This window comes from Achromobacter sp. ESBL13 (assembly GCF_036668755.1).
GTDB lineage: Bacteria > Pseudomonadota > Gammaproteobacteria > Burkholderiales > Burkholderiaceae_B > Achromobacter.
In genome coordinates, this window is the sequence record NZ_JAZEVT010000001.1 from 1370231 (window position 1) to 1395389 (window position 25159).

Genomic DNA, 25159 nt, shown 5'->3' on the forward strand with positions numbered 1-25159 from the left:
CATGTGCTCCCAGGTCACGCTTGCTCAAGGCTTTTCAAAGTCGTATATCCGTTTCCACTCCGTCTTCATGTCAACCACCGTCCATCCGCTGCGCTGGGCTTCGTCCAGCGCGCGGTCCAGGCGCCCGATGCTGGAGTCCCTGTCGTAGGCCCACTCGCGCTGCGCGTCGGTATGGTGGACGATGCCGGCAAAGCGTTTGCCCGCGCCGGCGGTGGTCCACTGCAACATTTGAAGATCGCCATCGGAGTTGCCGAAGGCCAGTAGCGGGCGGCGGCCGATGTAGCGTTGGATGGCTACCGGCTTGCCCGGGCCATCGTCGTTGAAATCAAGCTTGCCTTGACGCCACAGCACCGGCTTGTCGCCGCGCATTTCGAAGGTGGTGGCAAAGCCGCTGCCAATGACCTGTTCCGGCGGCACGCCGTAGGCGGCCTGTGCCCAAGGACGCATGAACTCGGTTTCGCCACCCGACACGATGTAGGTCTTGAAGCCATTTGCGCGCAGGTATTCCAGCAGTTCGCGCATCGGCAGGAACGTCATCGAGGTATAGGGCTGCTCAAAGCGCGGATGCCGCGCCGTTGCCGTCCACTGGGTCACGCTTTTTGTGAAGTCCTCCACCGTCATGCCGGTGTGCGTTGCCCCCACGATCTTCAGCAAGCCCGACTGCCCCGCTTTGGCCAAGGCCGCTTTGTCGCCTTCGATTGCCGCCTTGAACGGCTGGCGCTTGGCCCATTCCGGGTGCGCGGGCGCCATTTCCTTGACCCGGTCCAGCGCAAACAGCACCTCGAAGTACAAGGGCTGTTCGGACCACAACGTGCCGTCGTTATCGAACACCGCGATGCGTTCCTCGGCCTCGACAAAGTCCGGGCTGCCCGGCTTCGTCACCGCCTGCACAAAGTCCACGATAGCGGTGCGCGACGGTCCGTCGCTCCATGAAGGCAGCTCGGCTTGCGGCGGCGACGCCTTCTGTGGCGAGGCGCATGCCGTCAACAGCGCAAGGGTCGCAACCGCCAGCCATGTCGCCCAGCCCTGCCGTTTTTCAGTTGATTGCTTCATCGTTCGCGTCCTTGCGCATCTTGCGCAGTTGCTGTTCGCCCTGCATGGGCCGGGTTCAACTCCTGGGGTAAGCCATGCGCCGGGGCTGGCTTTTGCCTGCCCCGCCAAGCTTTTCTCCACTGAAGCGATGACTTGGCCAGCAGACCGCGCCATGCCGGCACGGCTTGCGGCGCGCCATAAACGTCTTGCAGCACGGTCGCTGCCGTCTGCCGCGCGCCCGCGCCCAGGGGCGCCACCGCCGCGCGCAGGTCGCGCGCGCCGGCAGCCACGCGCAGCCATCGATAGAAAGCGCCAAGCTCGGGCGACTGCGTGCGCGCTTCACGCCGCCATGCCCGCCAATGCCAGGCTTCGCTTGCGCGGCGCGCGGCGGCCGCGCGCGCGGCACGGGCGCGCAAGGCGACGGCAAGGCGCTGCCACCAGGGCCACGTAAGACTAAGCCCGACCAAGGCCGCCAGCAGCCCCGCCGACCATGCCAGCCACGCGCTGGGAATCACCCAGCGCAGCCCATGGCGCAATCGGGCCAGATCTTCGGCCAGCGAAAACGGCGGCGTGACGGTGGGCGCTGACGCCACCGTGACATCCCGCCCGGGCAGTTCGGATTTGGCGAGTTGCCCCGTTGCGCCGTCGCGCCATCTGACGGTCAGCGGCGGCAGCCGGAACGCGCCTGCCTGCTGCGCGACGTAATCGGCGCGGTCGATCCGCTGGCCGCCGACAAAGCCGCCACGGCCGTCGTCCAAGGTGGTTACTTCCGGCTCGCGCGGGTAGCGCTTGAAGCCGGGTATGTCCGGCAGGGCGACGGCGGGCAGCAACATCGCCTGCACGCCTTCGGCCCGCTGAGTCACGGCCCGCGTGATCCGTCCGCCCACGATCAGCGGGTCGGGGGCCAGCGAGAACGCCTGCGTCACGTCCATTTTTCCCGCCGCCACCGCCTGACCGGCGCTCGCCGTCCGCGCCTGCACGGAAAAGGAAACGGGTTTGCTTACCCCGGATGCCACCTGGCCGCCTGGACCGACCTTGGCCGTTACCGACAAGGCGGGTACTTGCATGGCGCCCGGCGCCGTTGGGCTGATCACATACGTATAGCGCAGGCCGCTATAGGACACGCCGCCGACGGTATCGCGGACCAGTTCGCCCTCGCCTTGCGGAGCCGTCACCAGGGCGCCCGGGATATCCAGCGCGGGCAATACCGGCGGTTGCGTAAACCAGGTTGGCGTCAGCACTTCAAGCTGCAAGCGCAACGTCGCGCCCACGCGCACGTCGGCGGGCGCTTGCAAGGTGGCGCTGACGCGCAAGGCCGGCGTGTCTTGCGCGGCCGCGACGCCCGGCAGCCCCATCAGCCCCATCAGGCCCATCAGGCCTATCAGGCCGACGAATCCCAGCAGGCCGGACATCGACACGCCAGGCAGGCCAAACCAGCGGGTGGCAGACCCCGCCAGCAACGTTAGGATCCGGTGCACGCTGCTCATGGGCGCCCACCCGCCGCCGCGTCTTCGACGGCAAACCGGCCACGCAGGAAACGCGTCGGCGACAAACTCAGGTTGCGTAACCACACGTCTTCGGACGCGGCCCGTGCGGTGGGTGCGTCGACCATCTTGCCGGCCTTTGCCGTCTTGTCGGCAACGGTCTGATCCGGCGGCTCGGCCTGTTGGCCCTGCTGTTCCTGGCCCATCGCCGCCAGCAGCCGCTGGACGATGCCCCGGTTGACCATGGCGGCCTCCCACCCGGGGCGCAATTGCAGGGCACGGTCGTAGGCGTCCAGCGCGGCGTCATATTGCCGAAGGCGTGTCTGGGTATTGGCCACGTAGAAGGCGCCTTCGGGCGTTTCCAGCTTGGAAAAAGCGGCCAGTGCGTCGGCGTACCTACCCGCCTGGTAGGCGGCCCGCCCCTTCCAGTACGGATCCTGGAATAGCGCGGCGGCCTCTTCATAACGGCCGTTGTCGAATGCCAGCCGCCCCTGCTGGTCCGCCGTCAGGAAAGCGTCGGCCAATGGACTGGCGCGCGATTCGGCCGGCAGCCCCACCGAGACGGCAATGAGGACGGCGGCCGTCCACGCCACGTTCCAACCGCGCCGCACCGCCAGCAACGCCAGCAGCGCCAGTGGCCAGCAGAGCCAATAGCCGGCATCCTTCCAGTGAATGGCGCCAGACTGCGCGTCTTGCACCGCCTGGAAATGCTGCTGGGCGTGCAGCGTGATCCAGTCCAGGTCGTCCGGCGTGGCGGACAGACTCCCAAGCGGCGCGCCCGCCGCGCGCGCCAAGGCTTGCAACGCGTCCTTGTCCAAGCCCGATTGCCCCACCGCCATCACCAGCACCTGCAAGTCGGACGCTGCCTGGGCGCGCTGGCGTACCGCATCCACGCTGCCGGCGTCCGCGCTGTCGGTCAGCAACAGCAATGTGCCCCCTGCCCGTTCGGCCTTCAGCACCTGCGCGGCCAGGGCGATCGTGCCTGCCGCGTCGCGCCCTGGCGCGCCAATCAGGTCGGAGGCCAACGCCTGGGTAAACAGGTCCAGCAGGTTCGTGTCGTCCGTGGGCGGCAGCACAAGATGGCTGGTGCCCGAGTAGGCGATCAGACCCGTTTTGGCGCCGGCGCGGCGGGCGGCAAGATCGCGAATCAGAAGCTTGGCGGCTTCCAGCCGCGTGGGCGGCACATCCGCGCCGTCCATGGATGGCCCCAAGGCAACGGCCACGATCAGCGGCGCCACATTGTCCAGAAACTCCGGTTGGTCGCGATGCCACGCGGGGCCCGCGGCCGCGACCGAACCGATGGCCAGAATCAACGCCAACGCATCGATTGGGCGCGGGCCCCGGCTGCCCGGTGACCGCACGATCAGATACGGCAACAGCTCGGGTGAAATCCGGCTTGCGCGCCCGGCGGCATCCCCTTCGCCGCGCCGCAGCCACCACGCCAACGCCGCCGCCAGCAAGCCAAGCAGCCACCAAGGCCGCAGGAAATGGAAAGCGCTTAAGTCGATGTCCATGCGCCCCCCGTTCCCGCCTGCCCTTGCGGCGGGGCCTGCGCGCGTTGCAAGCGCCATCCGGACAGGGCGGCCACGCCGTGCCAGATCATCAACAGGCAAAGCGCCAGCCCCAGCGGCAGCCAGAAATAATCGCGTTTGGGCTGATGCCGCAACGTCTTGACCTCTTGCGGTGTGATGCGGTCCAGGGTGTCGTACACCGATTGCAGGCTGGCCAGGTCTTGGGCCTTGAAGAACTGCCCGCCGGTGGCGCGGGCAATGGATTCCAGCACGCCGAAGTCAACCCGGTCTTCGCCTGTCGCGGCGGGATCGCCGATGCCGATGGTATGCACGATGATCTGGTGCCGGGCCGCCAATGCGGCCGCGCGCGCGGGCGGTACGGCGCTGCCGGTGTCATTGCCGTCGGTCAGCAGGATCAACACCTTGTCGCGTTCCTTCGCGGCATCCAGCATCCGTATGCCCAGACCGATGGCATCGCCAATGGCCGTGTTGGGGCCGGCCATGCCCACGGCCGTCCGGTCCAGCAACAGACTGAGTGCAATGTGGTCGCCCGTCAGCGGCGCCTGCGGATAGGCGCTGGTGCCGAAGACGATCAGCCCCAGCCTGTCGTCCGGCCGTTTGGCGATGAAGTCCGCCACCACCGTTTTCACGGCTTTCCACCTGGATTCCGGTTGGCCCTGGGCGTTGCGGAAATCCGCCGTGTCCATCGACTGCGAAATGTCCACGGCCAGCAAGACATCGCGCACTGCTTCGGTATGCGTCAGCGGCGGTTCAACCCATTGCGGACGCGCCAGCGCCAACACCATCAGCAACCACACCGCCACATTCAGCCAGAGCTGGCCCCCGCTGGCCCGCACACCCGGCCGCGTTGGGGACTGCCCTGTAATGCTGGCGACGGAATCGAAGAACGGCACGCGCAGCGCGTTGCGCTGCTGCACATAGGCGGGCAACCAGCGATAGGCGGCCAGCGCCAACGGCGCGGCCGCAAGCAACCACGGATATTCAAGCCGCCACATGATGCTTCACCATCCACTGGCGGCTTGCGCGGATCAGCTGCGCAAGCGTTGCGCTGTCCAGTCGGCGCACCGTCTCGTCCGGCGCGTACGCCAATACGCGCATCAGTTCCGGCGAGCCCTCGGGAAACGCGCGCGGCACGGCGCGTTCCAGGTAGGCCAGCCAGGCGTCGCCGCCAAGCGAGGCCACGGCGGCGCGCGCTGCCGGCGGCTGGGCGGCCAGCGCCGTGCGCTTAAGCAGCGCAGGCAGGCCGCGCGCCGCCAAGGGATTGTTCGCGGCCTCTTGCTCAAGCCGCCGCAGCGCTTGCAGCGCCTGTCGGCGGTACAGATTGCGGCGACGGTCGCGCCAGACAGCCGCTGCCGCCCATGCCCCGCCCAGCAGGGCCAAGACGGCCAGCACGGCCCATCCCCACGTCTGAGGCCAGTAGGACACGGCTGCCGGCAAGGGCAGCTCGCGCAACTGGTCCAAGCCTGGCAGCGCGTCGCTCATCCTGGCGCTCCTTGTCGCGGCGGCGCGGCCTGCATCGTGGCCTGTTTGCCTAGTTCGCGACGCAGCTGCGGCAGTTCTTCTTGCGCCGTGTCGATGGACAGCAATGGCACGCGGCTGCGGCGCAGCAGGTCGGCTACCTGACGAAGCCGGTCGCTGAAGAAATGCGCCAGCGGCTCGCGTTGGCGCTGGCTGCCCACCGCGACTTCCAACTGAAGTTCGCCTTGCGTAACCACCATCCGTCCGCGCTGTGGCAGCTGCTGCGCCATCGGGTCGAACACCAGCATGGCCAGCACGTCATTGTGCGCAGCCAGCAGGCGCAGCGTGCGCAGCGTCTGCTCGTCGGCGCCGGCGAAATCACTGATGACGCACACCAGGCAATCGTGCGGCGCGGTCAGCAACGCACCGCGCAACGCGCGGTTCAAGCCTTCGGTGGCGGGCGCATCGGGACGCGACGCGGACAGGTCGGCATTCGCCCGCGCGACTTCGGCAAGCAATGCACAAACCCGGTCTCGGCTGCGCAAGGGTTTGAATGCCCTGACCCCGGCGTCGTCGAACACCAGGCCGCCGACACGGTCCCCCGCCCGATAGGCGATCCATGCCGCGATGGCCGCAAGCCGCGCCGCCACGGCGCACTTGAAGGCACGCACCGATCCGAAGTACATGCTCATGCGTTGATCGACGACGACGATCGCCGGGCGGTCCCGCTCTTCGGAATACGAGCGTACGAAGGGTTTGCCGTAGCGCAGCGATGCGCGCAGGTCCAGGCGCCGCATGTCGTCGCCGGCGACGTAGCGGCGCAGCTCGGCAAAATCCAGCCCCCTGCCCCGCAACCGCGACCCGTGCGGGCCGGCAAGCACGCTGCTGATCGGCTGGTTAGCCCCGAACGACAATCCGCTTGCCGCCGCCTCAAGCGCGATCAGCTCGGACAAGGGCGGATAGACCGGATGGGGCGCGCGGTTCATGGCGACCGGGTTCATGGCGACCTTTATGCCGGCACGGCAACAACGTCCAGGACGCGGTCGATAGCGTGGTCAGCGGTAACCCCGTCCGCCACCGCGTCGTACGACAGATGCAAGCGATGGCGCAGCACCGCGTGGGCCACCGCGCGCACGTCGTCCGGCGTACTGAAGTCGGCATTTTCCAGCCACGCATGCACGCGCGCGGCCCGGTCCAGGGCAATGGCGCCGCGCGGGCTGGCGCCGACTTGAAGCCAGCGGCCCAGATCCGCGTCGTAGTCGGCCGGGCGCCGCGTGGCGTTCACCAGGTCCACCGTATATCGGTCCACCGCCGGGGGCACGTGTACCGCGGCCGCCTCTGCCCGGCAGACGAACAACGTTTCCTGGGAAATGCGGGCGGTGTCGCTGCCCTCGCTTTCAACGATGTCCCCGGGCGTGCCGCGCAGCAGTGCCAGCATCGCCATTTCATCCTCGGCGCCGGGATAGTCCAGCTTGATCTTCATCAGAAAGCGGTCCATCTGCGCCTCGGGTAACGGGTACGTACCCTCTTGCTCAATCGGATTTTGCGTGGCCAGCACCATGAACAGCGCGGGCATTTTCCGCGTGTTGCCGCCGACGGTGATCTGCCGTTCTTCCATCGCTTCGAGCAGCGCGGATTGCACCTTTGCCGGCGCGCGGTTGATTTCGTCGGCCAGGATAAGGTTGCCGAACAGCGGCCCGGCCTGGAAGGCGATGTGATTGCGCCCTTCGGCGTCCTGTTGCAGCACATCGGCACCCGTAATGTCCGACGGCAGCAAGTCCGGCGTGAACTGGATGCGGCTCATGTCCGCCGCCAGATGGGCGGCCAAGGCCTTGACCATGCGCGTCTTCGCCAGCCCGGGCAGGCTTTCAAGCAACACATGGCCGTCGGCCACCAACGCGATCAACATCTGGCGTATTACCGCTGCCTGCCCCAAGACCTCCCGAGAAATCGCCGCTTCCAACGCCAAAATTCCATCGCGCTGCGCCATGCTTGTCCCTATCGTCAAATGCAAACGGGTACGGCTTGCCGGGACTGCCCTGGCAAGGGTTCAACGGCTGGCGACTTGTCCCGGTCGGCTTTGCGCCTGCTTCCATTGTTCGACGGACATCACCGTGCGAAAGCCCAGGTGCGACATCCCGTTCATGGGGTCGTTGCCACGGCGCGCGCTGGCCCGGTAGCTGATGCAGTACGTATCGCTGCACAGAAAAGAGCCGCCGCGCGTGACGCGCTTTGGCGCGGAGGCCGGGACGTTGCCGTCGTCGGGGTCGAAGCTGTCGGCGGGTCCGGCGGGATCTTGCGGTGGCTGCCGGTATTGCGCCTGGATGCGGAATGCGTCGGCCCGATACCAGTCGGCCGTCCACTGCCAGACGTTCCCCGCCATGTCATAAAGGCCGTATGCGTTGGGCGGGAACGAGCCCACCGGCGTCGTGCCAACCTGGATCTTTTCATCCTTGACGACCGGGAATGGCTGCTGTTGCTGCGTGTCCCAGATGTTGGCCATGGGTTTGCCCTTGGGACTTAGTTCGTCGCCCCAGGCATAGGTGGCCTGCTCCAGGCCGCCGCGCGCGGCGAACTCCCATTCCGCCTCGGTGGGCAGGCGTTTGCCGGCCCACTTGGCATACGCCTGCGCGTCCTCGTACGACACCTGGACCACCGGGTGGTCGTCCTTGCCGTCGATGTTGCTGCCCGGGCCTTGCGGTTGGCGCCAGCTGGCGCCGGGCACGAAGCGCCACCAGCGGCTGTAATCACGCAACGAGACTTCGGCCTCGGTTCCCACAAACACCATGGCGCCCGGCACAAGCTGGCTGTCATCCGGGCGCGGCGTGCCAGGGGGCAGCTGGACCTTCAGGTCTTCCCATTTGGGCTTTTGCTCGGCCGTCGTCACGTAGCCGGTGGCCTGGACGAATCGGCGAAATTCCGCGTTGGTGACGTCATGGGCGTCCATCCAGAAGCCGCTTACCCGAACGCTATGCGGAGGAACCTCGTTCGGCTGCGACAGCTTGTGGTCGTTGCCCATGAGGAATTGGGCGGGTGGAATCCAGGCCATGCCGGCCGGCCCCTGCTTGCCGTCACCCAGCGTGGCAACCACGGCCGCCGGCTTTGGCGTGACGCCTACACCCGCGACATAGGCGCCCAGGGCACTGGCGCCAAGGAGGACACCGGCCATTGTCAATCCGACTTTCAGTTGCGGCTTCACGTGCCCTCCGTACTGCTATGGATACGAAATGCGGGTGCGGAATTACTCAATACTCCACGATCTTTTGCCTGATGTCGATAATTTCACCAAAGGGAAAACACCAGATGATTGATACAAAAAGTGAGCGCATCGCTCGGTAACCCACGATGACTACAGCAATGTGAATAGCAATTTCGTCAGTGTGCTTTTCAGCGGCCATTGCATCGAAATCAGCATCAACATGGGCAACGCCGCGGGCGCCAGAATCTTTATCAAGACCGACTTATTGATAATCGCGCCCCGCATCGACGCGACGGCCTGGTATATGGCTTGCACGTCGGCCACCGGGCCCAGTTCAGGCGCGTCCAGCATGGGATGGTCAGGCACATTTTTCTTCTCGATCCACTTTTCGTGAACCGCCCGCCCGTGTCGTGTCACAAACGCGCCATAGTCCAGAAGGGCCTGCCTTTTGACGCGTAGCAACAACGGCGTGAACACCAGCAGCGGCGCAAGGCCGATGACCGTCAGCACCACCAGCAACGCCGCGATCTGCCCGTAAAGCGAAGGAACCGTCACGCCGTGATAAAGGACCTGATGCGCCCAGACACCCGCCACCACCGCCGAGACCGACAGCAGAAAAGGGCCGTAAACCACCGGAAGCCGAGTCAGAAAGCCCAGACCACCCAGGCGATCCGGATGGCTGGGAACCAGCTTCAATGGCAGGGCCGCGATCCGGTACAGAAGCAAGCCCAGCAGCATCAGCCGCCAGACCCAGGCCAGCAACAAGATCGAGAAAATAGGCCGAGTCACCAGCAGCAGCCACCAGACGCCAAAATTCAGGCTGGGGCTACCGGAATCCGCCCAGCGGATTTCGTCGCCGTCGGGCGAAAAAAACAACACGATCACCCAGGTGGCGACGAACACGGCAATGACGATCCAGGGCGAAATTCTATTTCGCAGGTTCAGCACGCCCAGCAGCACGTGATCGAATCTGGCGGCCAGTTCACCGTCAACCAGCCCGGACTGCTTGAACTCACGCAAGCCCAGTGGAATCAATTTTTGCGCAATGCCCTCGGCCAGCACCAGCAACGGGATGGCAACCAGGCAGCGTACATGGATGCCGATGTGGCCAAGCAAGGGCTCATTATTTCCCAGCGGTTCAATGGCGGTGCCCGCGAGCCAAGCGGCGATCGCCAGGGGAAGCCACGCGATCAACGCATAGGCAACGGCGCGCCTCATGAAGCCATCGCCGCTGGCGGGGATCAAGCCCAATCTGCGTTGAAGGCGATAGAAGAAGTCGTCACGCACAAGGGAAAACCGATCAAGCGCGCCGGCCGCCTTCCGCTGATCCATTCCGCCCTGATCCGTTTTGCGCTGATCCATTGGCTGCCGATCCATTCCGACTCCCGTAAAACACTGACTGCGGCGTCGACCCGTGAAACGCGTCGTTGATTACAGCAACGTTCGGCCCTGCGAGTAAAAATGAATCGCCCAAATACTGCCCGAGGCTTCGCGTGAATATCGCACGCACGACGCCGCAATTGCAAGGCGTTGCTATGCGTGGCCGGGTCGCGCGGGAAATGAGAATTTAGTTTTTTCCTTACTGTTTTTTGTGTAGGCTAGATCGCTGCCTTACGAAGTTGCGTGACCTTGTTGCCTGACAGAACCCCGTGTTGTACGCCGGTTCGCCCATTTGAATGTATGGAGATGTCGTCATCATGAAGCTCACTAGCACTGCGAATGCCCCGTCGTCGGCCCATTACCCCCCAAAGAAGCAAATGAAGGGCAGTCGCCTGGCTTCAGCCGCGTTGACGACATTATTTCTTGCCACCTCCACGTCTGCCTGGACACAACAGGCCCCAAAACCCGCCGAAGACGCCACCAAACAAGCCAATGCCGCGCTTCTGAAAGCGCTGCCGTTTTCGGACAAGACGTCTTTTGAACTGGCGCACAAGGGCTTCATCGCCCCGCTGCCCCAGGCCATGATCAAAGGCGCCCAGGGCAATGTGGTGTGGGACCCGACCAAGTACAACTTCATCAAGGAAGGCTCCGACGCGCCCGATACCGTCAACCCCAGCCTGTGGAGGCAATCGCAGCTGCTGAACATTTCGGGGTTGTTCCAGGTGACGGACGGCATCTATCAGGTGCGCAACCTGGACTTGTCCAACATGACGATCGTCGAAGGCAAAGACGGCCTGACGATCATGGACCCGCTGATTTCCACCGAGACGGCCAAGGCGGCACTTGATCTGTATTACCAGCATCGCCCGAAAAAACCCGTGGTCGCGGTGATCTACACCCACAGCCACGTCGACCACTATGGCGGCGTGCGCGGCGTTGTGGATGAAGCCGACGTGAAGGCCGGCAAGGTCAAGATCTATGCCCCGCTGGGCTTTCTGGAACATGCCGTGGCCGAGAACGTGATGGCCGGCACCGCCATGAGCCGGCGCGCCAGCTACATGTATGGCAACCTGCTGCCGCCCAGCACAACGGGCCAGGTGGGCGCCGGTCTGGGCACCACCACGTCGGCGGGTACGGTGACCTTGATTCCTCCCACCGACATCATTGAAAAGACGGGCGAAACGCGCACCATCGACGGCCTGACGTATCAGTTCCTGTACGCGCCGGGCAGCGAGGCGCCCGCCGAAATGCTGTATTACATCAAGGAAAAAAAGGCGCTGAATACGGCAGAGGATTCCACCCACACCCTGCACAACACGTATTCGCTGCGCGGCGCCAAGATTCGTGACCCGCTGGCGTGGTCCAAGTATTTGAACGAAGCCTTGGCCATGTGGGGCGACGACGTGGAAGTCATGTACGCCATGCATCACTGGCCGGTGTGGGGCAAGAAAGACGTGCAGGAACAGTTGGCCACGCAGCGCGACATGTACCGGTACATCAACGACGAGACCTTGCGGCTGGCCAACATGGGCTACAACAAGGAAGAAATCGCCGAACAGGTCAAGCTGCCCAAGGCTATCGCCGATAAGTTCTCCAACCGGGGCTATTACGGCTCGTTGAACCACAACGTGCGCGCCACCTACGTGCTGTACCTGGGCTGGTTCAACGGCAACCCCGCCACGCTGCACACGCTACCCATCGAAGAAGGCGCAAAGCGCTATGTCGACATGATGGGCGGCACGGACGCGCTGCTGAAGAAGGCCCGCGAGTATTACGCCAAGGGCGACTACCGCTGGGTGGCCGAGGTGGTGAACTACGCGGTGTTTGCCGACCCGAAAAACCAGGCGGCACGCGACCTGCAAGCCGACGCGTTGGAACAGATGGGATACCAGGCGGAAAGCGGCCCGTGGCGCAATTTTTATCTGACCGGCGCCAAGGAATTGCGCGAAGGCGTGAAGAAGCTGCCCGTGCCCGACACCGCCAGCCCCGACACCGTGCGCGCCATGACGCTGGACATGTTGTTCGACTATTTCGCGGTCCGCTTGAATCGTGAAAAAGCCGACGGCAAACATGTCGTGCTGAATGTGGACTTCACCGACACCAAGCAGCAGTACACGCTTGAGATGGTCAATAGCGTGCTGAACCACACCGAAGGCAAGCTGGCCAAGGAACCCAGCGCCAGCGTGTCGCTGACCCGCAATACGCTGAACGACATCATGCTCAAGCAGACCACGCTGAAGGACGCGCTTGCCAAGGGCGACGTCAAGGTTACGGGCGATCAGGCGAAGCTGAACGATGTGTTCGGGTCGCTGGACGACTTTGAATTCTGGTTCAACATTGTGACGCCGTAAGTCCCCGACAACGGGATGAAGAGGCCGACGCATACCTGCGTCGGCCTCTTTGTTTTTGCCGACGGCCTGGGCCTTCGCATCGCACCCGTATGTGGGTGGGTAAATACCTATTAAGTCCAGCGGCCCGCTTGCCGTTGCCACAGCGTGTCATTCGTACCCACCTGAAGGAGTCATCTTGGTCGACAAGAAATGCAATGGCACCGCACGCGGAAAATGGATCGTCCTGGTCGCGTGCGCGTCCACCTTCGGGACCCCCGCGTACGCTCAATCGGTATCCGGCACCGGCGATGTGCAACCCGGCACGGTCCAGACGCCGAACTGGGTCGTCGGAGGTGATCTATTTGTTGGCGATGCCCTTGCCGGAACGTTGACCATCAGCGATGGCGGCTCCGTGCTGAACGATTGGGCCTTTATTGGCAACGTCAACGGTGGCGTGGGTACCCTGACCGTGACAGGCCGGGACGGCAGTGGCGCTGCATCCACCTGGACCAGCCTGGGTGACGTATACATCGGCTCGGATTCCGGCAGCAATGGCACATTGAACATTCTGAACGGGGGCACCGCGCAAAGCCTTTCAGGCACTATCGGCGGGCAAAACGGCAGCGTGGGCAATGTGCTGGTGTCCGGGCCGGGTTCGACGTGGGACATTCCCGCAAGCAGCCCGCTCCTGATCGGCGCGTCCGGCAAAGGCACCTTGCGTATCGACAATGGCGGCGCCGTGCATAGCGGCCAAGGGGTGATCGGCTGGATCGCCGGTAGCGAGGGCAGCGTGACGGTATCGGGGCCGACATCCGTCTGGGACCCTTCCAACAATATCTATGTGGGGCTGGACAGCGTTGGCGAGCTACGCGTTCTTGAGGGCGCGACCGTGCGCACCGTCGGTTCGTCTTCCCCCGGCGCCGCCGCAACGGTTTACATCGGCACGGGCGCGAGCGGCGTCGGAACCGTGACCGTATCCAGCACAACGGCCAATATCTCGACGCTGACCGCAAGCGACCGTATCGAAATCGGTTCGGCAGGCACAGGAACACTGACCATCGAAAAGGGCGGTCTGGCCGTCGCCGCCAGCGATACGTGGCTGACCGTCGCGGGCACCGCCACCGGTACGCTGAACCTCATCGGCGATGCCAGCGGCCGCGGCGTGCTTGAAACCGGCTCGGTCGTCAAGGGTGCGGGCAGCGCCACGTTCAACCTGGATGGCGGCGTCCTGCGCGCGCGGCGTGACAAGGCCAACTTCCTGAATGGATTCCTGACGCAGGCAATCGGAATCGAAGGCGCCTCTTTCGACACCAACGGCTACCAGGTGGGCGTGATGACCGCGTTCTCCGGAACGTCCAGCCTGAACAAGCTGGGCGCCGGCAGGCTTACGTTGTCGGGCGATAGCAGCGCCTTCACAGGCATCACCGATGTCCGGGCCGGCACGCTGCAAGTCGATGGTGTGCTGGGCGGCCCGGTGAACGTGCTGACGGCGGCGCGGCTGACCGGCACGGGACGCGTGGGCGCGACGACCAACCAGGGCACCATCGCCCCGGGGCCGCGCAGCGGCTTCGGCGTCCTGACCATCGCCGGCAACTACATTGCGCAGGGCGGCAACCTGGAGGTGCGCACGCAGCTTGGTGGCGATAGCTCGCCAACCGACAAGCTGGTGATCACCGGCGACACGGCGGGCGCGACACCGGTCACCGTGCAGAACATGGGAGGCACTGGCGCGGCAACTCAACGAGGCATACAGGTGGTGCAGGTCAATGGCATCTCGGCGGGGCAGTTCAACCTGGCTAATGGCGACTACGTCATTCAGGGACGCCCTGCCCTGGTGGCCGGCGCCTATGGCTATGTGCTGCAACAGGACGCCGGCGACGGCGGGTGGTATCTGCGGTCGTCGCTGAGCGATCCCGCAATTCCCCCCATCGGCCCCGGCACACCCGCCACCGCCCCCGGCACGCCTCCGGTCGGCGGCGGATCGCCGGGCATTGCCCCTCCCCTGCTTTATCAGCCCGGCGTGCCCGTCTATGAAGCCTATGCCAACACGCTGCTTAATTTGAGCCGGATGCCTACGCTGCGCCAACGGGTCGGCAATCGCCTTTACGACTCGGCGGACGTGGGTCGCAACGGCGTATGGAGCCGCGTGGAAAGCACCACCAGCAGACTCAAGCCTTCCACGTCCACCACGGACGCACGCCAGGATATCGACAGCTGGAAGGCGCAGTTCGGTGTCGACCGTATCCTGGCCGGCCAGGATCAGGGCGCCCGTTTGGTGGGCGGCATCGCCTTTAACTACGGCAAGGCCGACACGCATGTGTCCTCGGCGGTTGGCAACGGCACGATCGACACCACCGCCTATGGACTGACACCCACGTTGACGTGGTACGGCAAGGACGGCCTGTATATCGACGCCCAGGCCCAGGCCACCTGGTTCGACAGCGATTTGAATTCACGGCTGGCCGGCAAGCTCAAGGGGGGCAGCCAGGCGAACAGCTACGGGCTGGGTGTGGAAGCGGGCAAGGCATTCGGTTTGAACGAACGACTGGCCCTGGTCCCGCAGGCACAGTTGACCTACGCATCGACTCGCTTCAATCGCTTCAACGACAAGTTCGGCGCGCGCGTTGAAAGCGAAAAGGGCGACAGCCTGCTCGCCCGCCTTGGTATCGCACTGGACTACCAAAGCAATTGGCAAACGGGCGGCGTGAATCGGGAATCCAGCGTCTATGGCATCGTCAACGTAAAACACGAATTCCTGGACGGCACCCGTGTGGGCGTGGCCGGCGTGCCCGCGACCAGCCGCATGGCGCGAACCTGGGGCGGCCTGGGAGCCGGCGCAAATTACGGTTGGGGCGACCGCTATGCCATCTACGGCCAGCTAGACGCCGACGCGGATTTCTCGGGCAGCTACATCGTCACCGCCACCGCGGGATTCAGAATGACGTTCTAGCCATTGACCCTTGGCGCAATGGACGCGACGGCCGATGCGCTGGCGCCCGTAAAAAAGGCGCGGCGCATCAGGAACCGCTTGGCAAGATAACGCTTCTTGCGTCGGCACGTCCTACGCTATCAAGGTCTTTCGCATGCAGGACGCGCGTCAGCGTTTCGATTGAGTACGGCTTTTGCATGACGGGAAACGGGGCGACCGCTTGCCCGCAGATGGCGTCGCTGTATCCGCTGGCAAGCACGATCCGTATATCGGGCCATTGCTCTCGAACACGGCGCCCCAGCTCAACGCCGTTCATTCCAGGAAGGACCACGTCCAGAATCGCGATATCACAGGAGGCCCCGTGCTGCGCCAGGTGCGACAGCGCGGCTTCCGCATCAAGGACCCAGGTCGCGTCCTGACCCATGTCCTTCAACATCCTGTGCACCACCTCGCCCACCATGCGGTTGTCTTCGACCAGCAAGATCCGATTCCGAACCTGCGGGTCGTGGCCCTGCTGATGGCTGTCGTATTCGGTTTTTGCAGTGGGCTCGACGGCCGGCAGATAAAGCGTAAACGTGGTCCCCTGCCCCACGCGGCTGCGGACCTCGACATCGCCGCCGGACTGCTGCACAAACCCCTGTACCTGGCTAAGGCCCAGACCCGAATTCTCGTGTTGGCCTTTGGTCGAGAAAAACGGTTCGAATATATGTTTAGCGACCTCGTCATCGATTCCGATGCCAGTGTCCTTGACCGCCACTGCAACGTGCGCCGCGTGTGGGGCGTGTGTAGCGTGTGTTGCGTGTTCCGCGTTTGCATTCGGACTTCGGCCCGGCGCCGGCCCCCGATCTGCCTCGCACACGGAAATAGTCAGACGACCGCCCGCGGCCATCGCGTCTCGCGCGTTGATCACCAGATTCAACAGCGCCGATTCAAACTGTGCCGGGTCGGCATAGACGGTGGTGTTTCCCGGGCCTATCTCGTAGGACAAGGCGATGGACGACCCTACAGACGCTTCAACCAACTGCCGAAGCGATGACAAGCTGTCACGCACGTCAAACACGTGCGGTTTGAGCGGCTGCTTTTTTCCGTATGCCAAGAGTTGGCGCGTGAGTTGCGCGGCCTTCTCGGTCGTGTCGGAAATGATCCCGACATAACGCATCAGGGATGCGGGCATCTCGCGCGATCTTTTCAGGAATTCGGCCGAGAACCGGATCGCGGTCAAGAAGTTATTGAAGTCGTGCGCAACGCCGCCGGTCAGACGCCCAATTGCCTCCATGCGATGTGCGTGATGCATGGCATCGCGGGCGGCTTGAAGTTCTTCCCGATGTCTCTTCTGCTCGGTAACGTCGCGCGTGATCTTTGCATAGCCCACGTGCCGGCCATTGTCATCATGAACCGGGTCGATGACAACGCTGCACCAGAAGCGAGTCCTGTCTTTTCGTACGCGCCAGCCTTCCGCCTCGAAACGTCCTTCTTTTCTAGCCGTCTCCAGCGCCCGTTCGGGCACCCCGGCGGCGCGGTCTTCTTCGGTGTAAAAGACGGAGAAATGCTGACCGATGATTTCCTCTTCTATATAGCCCTTGAAACGCTCGGCGCCAGGGTTCCAACTGCTGACCCGCCCCTTTGCGTCCAGGAGATATATCGCGTAGTCCATTACGGCATCCACCAGAAGCCGATAGCGGTCTTGTTCGGGAAAGTCTGAGGGTGACTGTTTCATGCTGGTTTAAAAATGATCGTAAATTTGACGGCATTCCCGCGCGGGGACGCCGTCTTAGCGCTGTAGTTTCGTGATCGTACGCGCTGTCCGCACTATCGAAAACGGGGACAACCCCGACGCCCATTTCAACGCAATTCAAACCCGCCTTATGAACGTGACTGATCGCCTGAAGATCTGGGCCAAGCGGATTCGACGAGACGGCATCACGCTCTGGTTTGCCGGCAAGCATCCCCGCACCCCCTGGTATGCGAAGGCACTGGCGCTGTTTGTCGTGGCCTATGCGCTAAGCCCTATCGACCTGATACCCGACTTCATCCCGGTGCTGGGGTATGTCGATGATCTTTTATTACTGCCCGCCTTCATTTGGTTGAGCATCAAGCTATTGCCGACCGACGTGTTGTTGGAATGCAGAAGCCAGGCAGAAGCGTGGTTACTGGCAAAGAAGGCGAAACCAAGCAGTTGGGTCGGAGCCACGTTGATAGTGGTCATCTGGTTGATCGCGGGCGTGGCAGCGTGGCAGTTTTTCAGCCATCGGCATTAATGCAGTGGCTGCGTGAGGACCAGGGTGGCCGTGAGCTCGGCATAGCCGATAGCGCAGTCCCGGCGTAAGCCACCGCAGTGGTATGTAAACTCCAGTCCTCCCTTTCGTTTGACTTCTCTATGCCCACCGCACAACGTGTTGCTCTTGTCACCGGCTCAACGTCAGGCATCGGCGCCGCCATTGCGCGCCGGCTGTCCAAAGACGGCTACGCCGTCGTTCTGCACTCGCGCAGCTCGGTGGACGTTGGCATCTCCATGGCGCGCGAACTGGGTTTGGCGGCTTATGTGCAAGCCGATCTTGCCCAAGACGCGGACCGGATTCGCCTGGTGCATGAAGCCGTGGCGCAATGGGGCCGCCTGGATGTCGTCGTGAACAACGCGGGCATCAGCCACGTGGTGCCGCATGCGGATATGGCAGCAGCAACCCCCGACATCTGGCGCGAGTTGCACGAAGTCAATGTCATCGCGCCGTTCCGTATCATCGCGCTGGCCGAGGCCGCACTGCGCGCGTCCGCCGCAACCGGCACACCGGCCTGCGTGGTCAACGTCAGCTCGCATGCAGGCGTTCGTCCCAAAGGAGCGTCTATCCCCTACGCCGCAACGAAAGCGGCGCTAAACCACGTCACGCGCTTGCTGGCGGTCTCGCTCGCCCCGGATATACGCGTGAACGCGATCGCGCCGGGCTTGGTCGATACGCCCTTGACCGCCGACTGGACCGCAGCCCAGCAGTTATGGCGCGAACGCGCACCGATGCAACGCGCCGCGCAGCCGGAGGATATTGCGCAGGCGGTGTCGATGCTGATTGAGTCGAACTATCTGACTGGGGAAATTCTGCTGTCGGATGGCGGGTTGAATCTGACGTGATGTGGCGTGGCGTGGGGGACGCATGACGCCCTTCATGCCTTAACTGCTCGCCACCTCAACCCTCTGTACCCCGTTCCAGCGCCTCTGCGAACTTGCGCATCAGACGCACCAAGTCCGTGATGTCTTCGGCCGCCCAGTCCTGAAAGATGTCCCGTGCCAGACGCTCGCGCGCCTGATCAAGCTTGTCGGTCACGGCCTTGCCCTCGGATGACACTACCGTTTCGCGCATTCGGCGGTCGTCCGGGTTCTCGTGCCGAATCACCATCCCCATGCGTTCCAGCTTGGCGACCTGGCGGCTAATCGTCGTGTAGTCCCTGCCAAGGCGGTCCGCCAGATCCACCACGCCGATCGGTCCCACCCGTTCAATCACCACCAAGAGGCGAAACAGCGCCTGGTCCAGCTGCACGCCGGCTTCCGCGATCAGCCGTTCGTCGTTCCTGGGGCGGTTCATCACGCTCACGATCGTGATCAAGGACCGATGCAAATCCTTCAGCTGCGCCGAGATATGTGTATCTTGCACTTTCTTTTTGGTGACCATAGACTGTCCTCTTAATGTGTGCATATTACACATACTTGGAGAGCGACATGCGTAACCCCGTTGACGTCCTGATCTGCGGTGCCGGCGCTGCCGGCCTGACCTTGGCAATAGAACTGGCGCGGCGCGGCGTGCGCTTTGCCCTTATCGAAAAACTGCCTTCCCCGTTTCCAGGCTCGCGCGGCAAGGGCATTCAACCGCGCACCCAGGAGGTCTTTGAAGACCTGGGCGTCCTGGACCGGGCCATGGCCGCCGGTGGCATCTACCCCACGATTCGCAAATACTCGGCCGACGGCAGCCATGTGGACCAGGCAGTGACAACGGTTGCCGATCCTACGCCCGCCGAGCCCTATCCGCTTCCGTTGATGGTTCCGCAGTTCAAGACCGAAGCGATCATGCGAGAGCGGCTGGTGGAACTGGGCCATGCGCCCGAGTTTGGTGTTGAGCTGGTCGGGATGGAGGTCAACGCCGACGGCATCGAAGCCGTGCTGGCCACCCCGGACGGGCAACAGAGGCTACACGCCCGCTATCTGGTGGGCGCCGACGGCGGGCGCAGCGCGGTACGCAGCCACCTGGGCATCGGCTTTCCGGGCAAGACGTTAGGGGTGCGCGCCATCGTGGCCGATGTCGTGCTGGAAGGCTTGTCGCGCGATAGGTGGCACCAGTTCAACGGTAATGGCGCGGGCCCCCTGGCCATCTGCCCGCTTGCAGGCACCGACCTGTTCCAGATCCAGGCCCCGGTCCCTCTTGAGGGCGATGTCGATCTGTCCGCTGCCGCGCTGACAAAACGCGTTGCCCTGCACACCGCGCGCACGGACATCACCGTCCATTCCGTTGCCTGGTCTTCGACCTACAACATGAATGCCAGGCTGGCAGATCATTACCGGGATGGCCCCGTGTTCCTCGTCGGCGATGCGGCGCATGTCCATCCGCCCACCGGCGGGCAAGGCTTGAACACCAGCGTGCAAGACGCCTACAACCTGGGCTGGAAGCTGGCGGCCGTGATCGCCGGCGCGCCCGAGGCGCTGCTGGAAACCTACGAAGCCGAACGCCGTCCCGTGGCGGCGGACGTGCTTGGCCTGTCCACACGGCTGCTTGCGGGTTTCAAGACCGGGGACAACAGGCGGACCCGTGAAGTGCAGCAGCTGGACATCGGTTATCCAACGTCGCCGCTTTCGCTTCCGTTGCTAGCCGACAGCCGACTTGAGCCGGGCAGTCGCGCGCCCGATGCCGTTGTGCGCGGCGCGGGCGGCAGCCCAACGCGTCTGTTCAAGCTGTTCAAGGGCACGCACTGGACCTTGCTGGTCAACGGGCCCTCGGCCTTTCCGCCGCGCGCCGGCTTGCACATCCACGGCATCGGACCCGGCTTGGAAATGGAAGATTCTCTGGACCAGTTCGCCCGCTTCTACGGTCTGGCCAAGGGCGCCGCCGCGCTGGTCAGGCCGGACGGATATCTGGCCGGTGTCTTTGCCAGGGATAGCGCCGCCGCACTGCAAGCGCACTTGGATGGGTACTGCAAATCTCGGTGACAGGGACTCTGGCGTCGTGCCGGCAAGGCGGACAGGCTGCCGGGCCGCGCCGGGCAGGACACCGCGCCCCCGCCTCGGGGGGAAGTTCATGGAAGTTCAGCGCGCGTCTCGGCTAGCGCCCGGGGGCAGACCGGTAACACGCTTGAACGCACGGCTGAATGCTGCCTGCGACGTATAGCCCAGGCGCTCGGCTACCGTGTCGATCGGCATCCTGTCGTGCGTCAGCCATTGCCTGGCAAGACGCATCTTCAACTCGTTGGCATAGCGCAACGGTGGCGTTCCGACCGTGGCATGAAATCGCTCGGCAAAAACAGAACGAGAAATATTGCACTCGCCCGCCAACTCAGCCAATTTCCAATCCCGGGCGGGTTGGCGATGCAAGGCAAGGATGGCCCGCGCAAGCCGTGGATCCCGCAACGCTGCGGCCAGGCCGGAGGCATTGTCGCAACCGCACTCGATCCATCCCCGGACAATCATCGCGGCGACCACTTCGGCGAGTCGCGCCAGAATGTCCGCGAACCCCACGCGTCTGGAACAGATCTCGCCTTTCATCGCGGACAGGATTGGGACCATGCCGGGAAAGCGGTCGCTGTCGGCGTTCACGCACATGACATCCGGCATCAGTTGCCCCAAGGCCCGCATGCCGCCAAGGTCGAACTCCATGCAACCATAAAAGAAGATTGCGCTGGGTACGCTGCTGGTACTGGGACACGCATCCACGTCGGTGACGGAATTGCCGATCAAGGCGGCTTCCAGCGTATCGATATCCTGCAAGTCCGCGCCTTCGGCGGAAAGCCATTGATGAGCTTGCCCATGAGGCAGAAACACCGCATTGCCGGCACTCAATTCCTGCAAGCCGCCCTCGGCGGTACGTAGTACGGCCGAGCCCACCGCCAGGTAATAGAAGAAACCGTGGCCGGCCATCGCGTCAACGCTCAGTCCAAAACTAGGCCCTGTCTGCACCCGCCGGTAACGCACCCCGCGCAGACGCATTCCGGCAAGCAACTCACTGATCAAGTGCGGAGGAAGGGCGTAATCCTGCGAGGTCAACATCGGATTTTCTATCAAAAACTCAGTACGCAGCATCATAGATCATCCCAAGTACAAGTCCTAGACTGCACTCACTGATTTTCTAGGATGAATGCAATGCGTCGTGTTGTTGATGTTTCCAACCCCGAAGGGGCAGCCAGCCCGGTGGACATTGAGCCGGTGTCAGCCGCATGGACAGCGGTGTTCTCGCTGGCGATGGGTGTATTCGGCCTTTTGACCGCGGAGTATCTGCCGGCAAGCCTCCTGACGCCCATGGCAGCCGCTCTGCACGTATCGGAGGCTATGGCGGGACAGGCTGTGACGGTCACTGCGGTGGTGGCGCTTTTCGCGGGCTTGCTCGTGCCTGGTCTTACCCGCGGCCTGGATCGCCGTACCGTGCTGCTGGGCTTTTCCACTTTAATGATCGTGTCTAACCTGCTGGTCGCGGCGTCCTCGGACATGTGGGTGCTGCTTTTGATGCGCGTTCTGCTTGGCGTCGCCTTAGGAGGGTTCTGGAGCATGGCGGCGGCTGTCGCCATGCGATTGGTACCGACGGCACTCTTGCCGCGTGCGTTATCCATCATCTTCAGCGGCATTGCCGTGGGGACCGTGGTCGCCGTACCGTTGGGTAGCTATCTTGGTGGCCAGTTTGGATGGCGCAGCGCTTTTCTCGCCGCCGCGGCGGTGGGGGTATTGACCCTGGCATTCCAATGGTTCACGTTACCGAGGATGGCGCCGCGCCGTCCCGCCCGGCTCAGAACGATTTTGGACGTTCTGTTGCGGCCCGGAATCGCGCTAGGCATGTTCGGCTGCATTCTGGCGCATACGGGCCATTTCGCCCTCTTCACCTATATCCGGCCGTTCGTGGAAAGCACTACCGGCGTGGGAACGAACGGCCTGGCGCTGATGCTACTTGGCTTTGGCGTTGCGAATTTCGTAGGCACCATGCTCGCAGGCTGGCTGATGCAGCGCAGCTTATCTGTGACCTTGGCCCTCATGCCGGCCCTGGTCGGTTGCAGTGCCTTGGCGATGGCGCTTTTTCCTGCGTCCATATCGGGTCAGGCAGCGCTGGTTGCGGCATGGGGTCTCGCGTTCGGTGGCGTGCCGGTTGCATGGTCAAACTGGGTCGCGCGCGCCGTGCCGGATCAGGCTGAAAGTGCCGGCGGGATGGTCGTAGCGTCGGTGCAGTCCTCCATCGCCATGGGCGCCGCGGCAGGCGGTGCAATGTTCAGCCTGACAGGCATCGAGGGCGTTTTCATTGCGGGAGGCTGTCTCATGCTGCTGGCCGGCCTGTTCATCTGGATGCGCGTAAGAGGGGCCTATCCGCACGGGTCGAATGGGCCGCATGGATCGCATGGGTCACATAGGCCGCATGCGTCGCATGGGCCCGACACCGCGGCCTGATCCTTGCCCCCTTTGCTCGCGGTTGCGCGGACGCGGCTTTGGGTTACTGATCCGCACCTCAATGCGCCCGCGCGCGCATTGCGCGCTGAACTCACATCGGCTTTAAATCCACTTCCTTGGCAATCTTGCCGAATGCCTCCAGGTCCGCCTTGACGCGTTGGCTGGTATCGGCGGGCGTGGAAGCGCGAGGGATCATGGCCAGGTCCAAAAGGCGCTGCTTCATCTCGGGCTTGGCGAACTCCCGCGCGATCGCGGCCTGAATCTTTTCAACGATGGCGTCCGGGGTGCCCTTGGGCGCCGCCAGGCCGAACCAGGCCACGGCGGAAAAGCCCGGCATCCCGGCTTCCGGCGCGGTAGGCACGTCAGGCAGCGCCGCTACGCGCTCGGGGTTCGTGACGAACAGCGGCCGCACCTTGCCGGCCTTGATGAACGGGGTCTGCACGCCGGTATTGTCCAGGACCGCGTCGATGTGGCCGCCCAGCAGGTCGTTCATCGCCGGGCTGCTTCCCTTGTAGGGCACGATGTTGATCTGGATGCCCGCCGCGCGGGCGAACATCAGCTGTGTCAGATGCTGCTGGGTGCCCAGGCCGGCATTTCCGAACGTGATCTTGTTGGGATTGCGACGGCCGTAATCGATAAATTCCTGGAGCGTCTTCGCGGGAAACGCGTTGTTCGTCACCACGACGAAAGGCAGGTCCACCAGCACCGTGATCTGCTTGAAATCTTCCAGGGGCTTGTAGCGCAGCTTGTAGACGTAGGGGTTGACTGCCATCGTGCCGCTGGCGGTCAGGGCCAATGTGTAGCCGTCGGGCTCTGCCCTGGCCACATGCTCGGTGCCCAGCACGCCGCCGGCACCCGGCTTGGCTTCAACGATGACGGGCTGCCCCAGCTCGCTTTGGACGGCCTGGGCGGCAAAACGCGCCAGCATGTCGGCGGAACCGCCGGTGGCATACGGCAGGATGATGGTGATGGGCTTGCTGGGATAGTTGTCCGCAGCGGCCGGAAACGAGGCAGCCAGGGCTGCCACACAGGCGGCGGTCAGAAACTTCAGGTTCTTTATCATCGATTGATTACCCAAGTTGCATGTGAACTGCGCAGGAACTCGGGCAAGGTTAAGCGGTACGGTGTTATATGACCAATCAACAATTAAAATAAAACGTCATCAACATTACTGATAACGATGTGGGGATACCGTGCTCGACGCCATCGACCTGAACCTGCTGCGCATTTTCGACGCCGTCATGACCGAGCGCAACGTCACGCGGGCGGCCTTCGCCTTGCACATGACGCAGCCGGCGGTAAGCAACGCCATCAACCGGCTGCGCCTGACATTGAAAGACCCGTTGTTCATCAAGGTGCAGGGCGGCGTGCTGCCTACGCAGCGCGCCGAATTGCTGTGGCCTCCCATACGGGACGCGCTCGCCCGCATCGCCGAGACCCTGGAGCGCAACGAATTCGACCCTGCAAGTTCCGAGGCGGTGTTTCGGCTGGCCATGTCCGATTACGTGGCCGATCAGGTCATCCGGCCGCTGTTCGTTGAACAACAGATGGTGGCGCCAAACATCCGCATTCACCTGCACCCCTATTCGCTGGACAACACCGCCACGCTGCTGGACAAGGGCGAAGTCGATATGGCCGCCGGCGTGTACTCGAACTTCGGCTCGTCGCTGCGTACCCTGCCCCTTGAGACGCTGACCTATGTGTGCGCGATGCGCAAGGGACACCCGCTGTTGTCCTTGCCACGTTTCACGCTGGACGACTTCCTGCGCGCCCGCCATCTGGTCGTCAGCTTGCTGGGCACCTCGGCGCTGGTCGACCACGAACTGGCCGCCCATGGCTACAAGCGCAATGCGGTGCTGACAATCAATCAATTCGCGCTGGCCCCGCGCCTGCTCGCCGAGACCGACCTGATCTGCGTAGTGCCGGTCAACGCCGTGCGCAACAGCCCGCACAGCCACCAGCTTGAAGCCATCGAAGCGCCCTTCCCGTTCATTCCGCGCACGGTCAACCTGATCTGGCACGAGCGTTCCGACAACCTGCCTTCGCACCGCTGGCTGCGCGAAGAAATCCTGAAGGTATGCAAGGCGCAAGGGATGTTGTTCGATCCGGCGCAGGGCGCCGAGTCGCACGCTTACTGATTCGACGTCATTCACCGATGTGATGATTATCAATGCAAATCTTTGATTAGAAGGAATGA

At 63.6% G+C, this 25159-nt stretch carries 21 protein-coding genes; 8 read left to right on the plus strand and 13 right to left on the minus strand.

Annotated elements, in window-relative coordinates; all coding sequences use genetic code 11:
- Positions 1-24: 24 nt before the first annotated feature.
- The 9 genes from V6F88_RS06085 to V6F88_RS06125 all read right to left on the minus strand — a co-directional run bounded on the left by V6F88_RS06085 (position 25) and on the right by V6F88_RS06125 (position 9821).
- Positions 25-1053 (minus strand): HAD family hydrolase, encoded by a 1029-nt coding sequence (locus V6F88_RS06085; RefSeq protein WP_332608439.1) that lies wholly within the window; start codon positions 1051-1053, stop codon positions 25-27.
- Positions 1050-2519: a hypothetical protein gene (locus V6F88_RS06090; protein ID WP_332608440.1), complete on the minus strand. Its 1470-nt coding sequence runs from the start codon at positions 2517-2519 to the stop codon at positions 1050-1052. The genes V6F88_RS06085 and V6F88_RS06090 overlap by 4 nt, the downstream gene beginning before the upstream one ends.
- Entirely contained in the window at positions 2516-4030 is a 1515-nt protein-coding gene (locus V6F88_RS06095; RefSeq protein ID WP_332608441.1) for a VWA domain-containing protein, read from the minus strand. Before V6F88_RS06095 ends, V6F88_RS06090 begins: the two co-directional genes overlap by 4 nt.
- A complete protein-coding gene (locus V6F88_RS06100) occupies positions 4015-5043 on the minus strand; it encodes a VWA domain-containing protein (RefSeq protein WP_332608442.1) in 1029 nt (342 codons plus the stop codon). The genes V6F88_RS06095 and V6F88_RS06100 overlap by 16 nt, the downstream gene beginning before the upstream one ends.
- Positions 5030-5530, minus strand: coding sequence for a DUF4381 domain-containing protein (locus tag V6F88_RS06105; protein WP_332608443.1), 501 nt, complete (start codon positions 5528-5530; stop codon positions 5030-5032). The genes V6F88_RS06100 and V6F88_RS06105 overlap by 14 nt, the downstream gene beginning before the upstream one ends.
- On the minus strand, positions 5527-6492 hold the full coding sequence (locus V6F88_RS06110) for a DUF58 domain-containing protein (RefSeq protein WP_332608949.1): 966 nt from the start codon (positions 6490-6492) through the stop codon (positions 5527-5529). Before V6F88_RS06110 ends, V6F88_RS06105 begins: the two co-directional genes overlap by 4 nt.
- Positions 6493-6515: 23 nt before the next feature.
- Positions 6516-7496: an AAA family ATPase gene (locus V6F88_RS06115; RefSeq protein ID WP_332608444.1), complete on the minus strand. Its 981-nt coding sequence runs from the start codon at positions 7494-7496 to the stop codon at positions 6516-6518.
- A gap of 60 nt (positions 7497-7556) precedes the next feature.
- Positions 7557-8705 carry a formylglycine-generating enzyme family protein gene (locus V6F88_RS06120; RefSeq protein WP_332608445.1) on the minus strand — a complete coding sequence of 383 codons (1149 nt, stop codon included), beginning with the start codon at positions 8703-8705 and terminating at the stop codon, positions 7557-7559.
- 150 nt (positions 8706-8855) lie between these two features.
- A complete protein-coding gene (locus tag V6F88_RS06125; protein WP_332608446.1) occupies positions 8856-9821 on the minus strand; it encodes a hypothetical protein in 966 nt (321 codons plus the stop codon).
- Here V6F88_RS06125 and V6F88_RS06130 point away from each other — a divergent pair.
- From V6F88_RS06130 to V6F88_RS06140, 3 genes are all read left to right on the plus strand, one after another.
- Positions 9798-10136, plus strand: coding sequence for a hypothetical protein (locus V6F88_RS06130; RefSeq protein ID WP_332608447.1), 339 nt, complete (start codon positions 9798-9800; stop codon positions 10134-10136). The two genes, V6F88_RS06125 and V6F88_RS06130, sit on opposite strands and share 24 nt — an antisense overlap.
- Before the next feature lie 326 nt (positions 10137-10462).
- Positions 10463-12436: an alkyl/aryl-sulfatase gene (locus V6F88_RS06135; protein WP_332608448.1), complete on the plus strand. Its 1974-nt coding sequence runs from the start codon at positions 10463-10465 to the stop codon at positions 12434-12436.
- Positions 12437-12653: 217 nt separating this feature from the next.
- Positions 12654-15365 (plus strand): autotransporter family protein, encoded by a 2712-nt coding sequence (locus V6F88_RS06140; protein WP_332608950.1) that lies wholly within the window; start codon positions 12654-12656, stop codon positions 15363-15365.
- A 67-nt stretch (positions 15366-15432) separates the two neighbouring features.
- Here the strand turns inward: V6F88_RS06140 and V6F88_RS06145 are convergent, their stop codons facing one another.
- Positions 15433-17061: a PAS domain-containing sensor histidine kinase gene (locus V6F88_RS06145; protein WP_332608449.1), complete on the minus strand. Its 1629-nt coding sequence runs from the start codon at positions 17059-17061 to the stop codon at positions 15433-15435.
- Between the two features lie 148 nt (positions 17062-17209).
- Here V6F88_RS06145 and V6F88_RS06150 point away from each other — a divergent pair, with 148 nt between their 5' ends.
- Together V6F88_RS06150 and V6F88_RS06155 are read left to right on the plus strand one after the other, a co-directional pair.
- Positions 17210-17602 carry a YkvA family protein gene (locus tag V6F88_RS06150; protein WP_332608951.1) on the plus strand — a complete coding sequence of 131 codons (393 nt, stop codon included), beginning with the start codon at positions 17210-17212 and terminating at the stop codon, positions 17600-17602.
- A gap of 119 nt (positions 17603-17721) precedes the next feature.
- Positions 17722-18465: an SDR family NAD(P)-dependent oxidoreductase gene (locus V6F88_RS06155; RefSeq protein WP_332608450.1), complete on the plus strand. Its 744-nt coding sequence runs from the start codon at positions 17722-17724 to the stop codon at positions 18463-18465.
- 55 nt (positions 18466-18520) lie between these two features.
- Here V6F88_RS06155 and V6F88_RS06160 read toward each other — a convergent pair whose 3' ends face one another.
- Positions 18521-19003, minus strand: a complete 483-nt coding sequence (locus tag V6F88_RS06160; RefSeq protein ID WP_332608451.1) for a MarR family winged helix-turn-helix transcriptional regulator — start codon at positions 19001-19003, stop codon at positions 18521-18523.
- A 47-nt stretch (positions 19004-19050) separates the two neighbouring features.
- Between V6F88_RS06160 and V6F88_RS06165 the strand changes: the two genes are divergently transcribed.
- Entirely contained in the window at positions 19051-20529 is a 1479-nt protein-coding gene (locus tag V6F88_RS06165) for an FAD-dependent oxidoreductase (protein ID WP_332608452.1), read from the plus strand.
- Between the two features lie 96 nt (positions 20530-20625).
- On the opposite strand, the gene V6F88_RS06170 is transcribed toward V6F88_RS06165, so the two are convergent.
- A complete protein-coding gene (locus tag V6F88_RS06170; RefSeq protein WP_442880251.1) occupies positions 20626-21615 on the minus strand; it encodes an AraC family transcriptional regulator in 990 nt (329 codons plus the stop codon).
- Positions 21616-21675: 60 nt separating this feature from the next.
- Here V6F88_RS06170 and V6F88_RS06175 point away from each other — a divergent pair, with 60 nt between their 5' ends.
- A complete protein-coding gene (locus tag V6F88_RS06175; protein ID WP_332608454.1) occupies positions 21676-22962 on the plus strand; it encodes an MFS transporter in 1287 nt (428 codons plus the stop codon).
- Between the two features lie 91 nt (positions 22963-23053).
- Here V6F88_RS06175 and V6F88_RS06180 read toward each other — a convergent pair whose 3' ends face one another.
- Positions 23054-24025, minus strand: a complete 972-nt coding sequence (locus V6F88_RS06180) for a Bug family tripartite tricarboxylate transporter substrate binding protein (RefSeq protein ID WP_319301730.1) — start codon at positions 24023-24025, stop codon at positions 23054-23056.
- A gap of 130 nt (positions 24026-24155) precedes the next feature.
- Between V6F88_RS06180 and V6F88_RS06185 the strand changes: the two genes are divergently transcribed.
- Positions 24156-25100 (plus strand): LysR family transcriptional regulator, encoded by a 945-nt coding sequence (locus V6F88_RS06185; RefSeq protein ID WP_332608455.1) that lies wholly within the window; start codon positions 24156-24158, stop codon positions 25098-25100.
- The last annotated feature ends 59 nt before the right edge of the window (positions 25101-25159 follow it).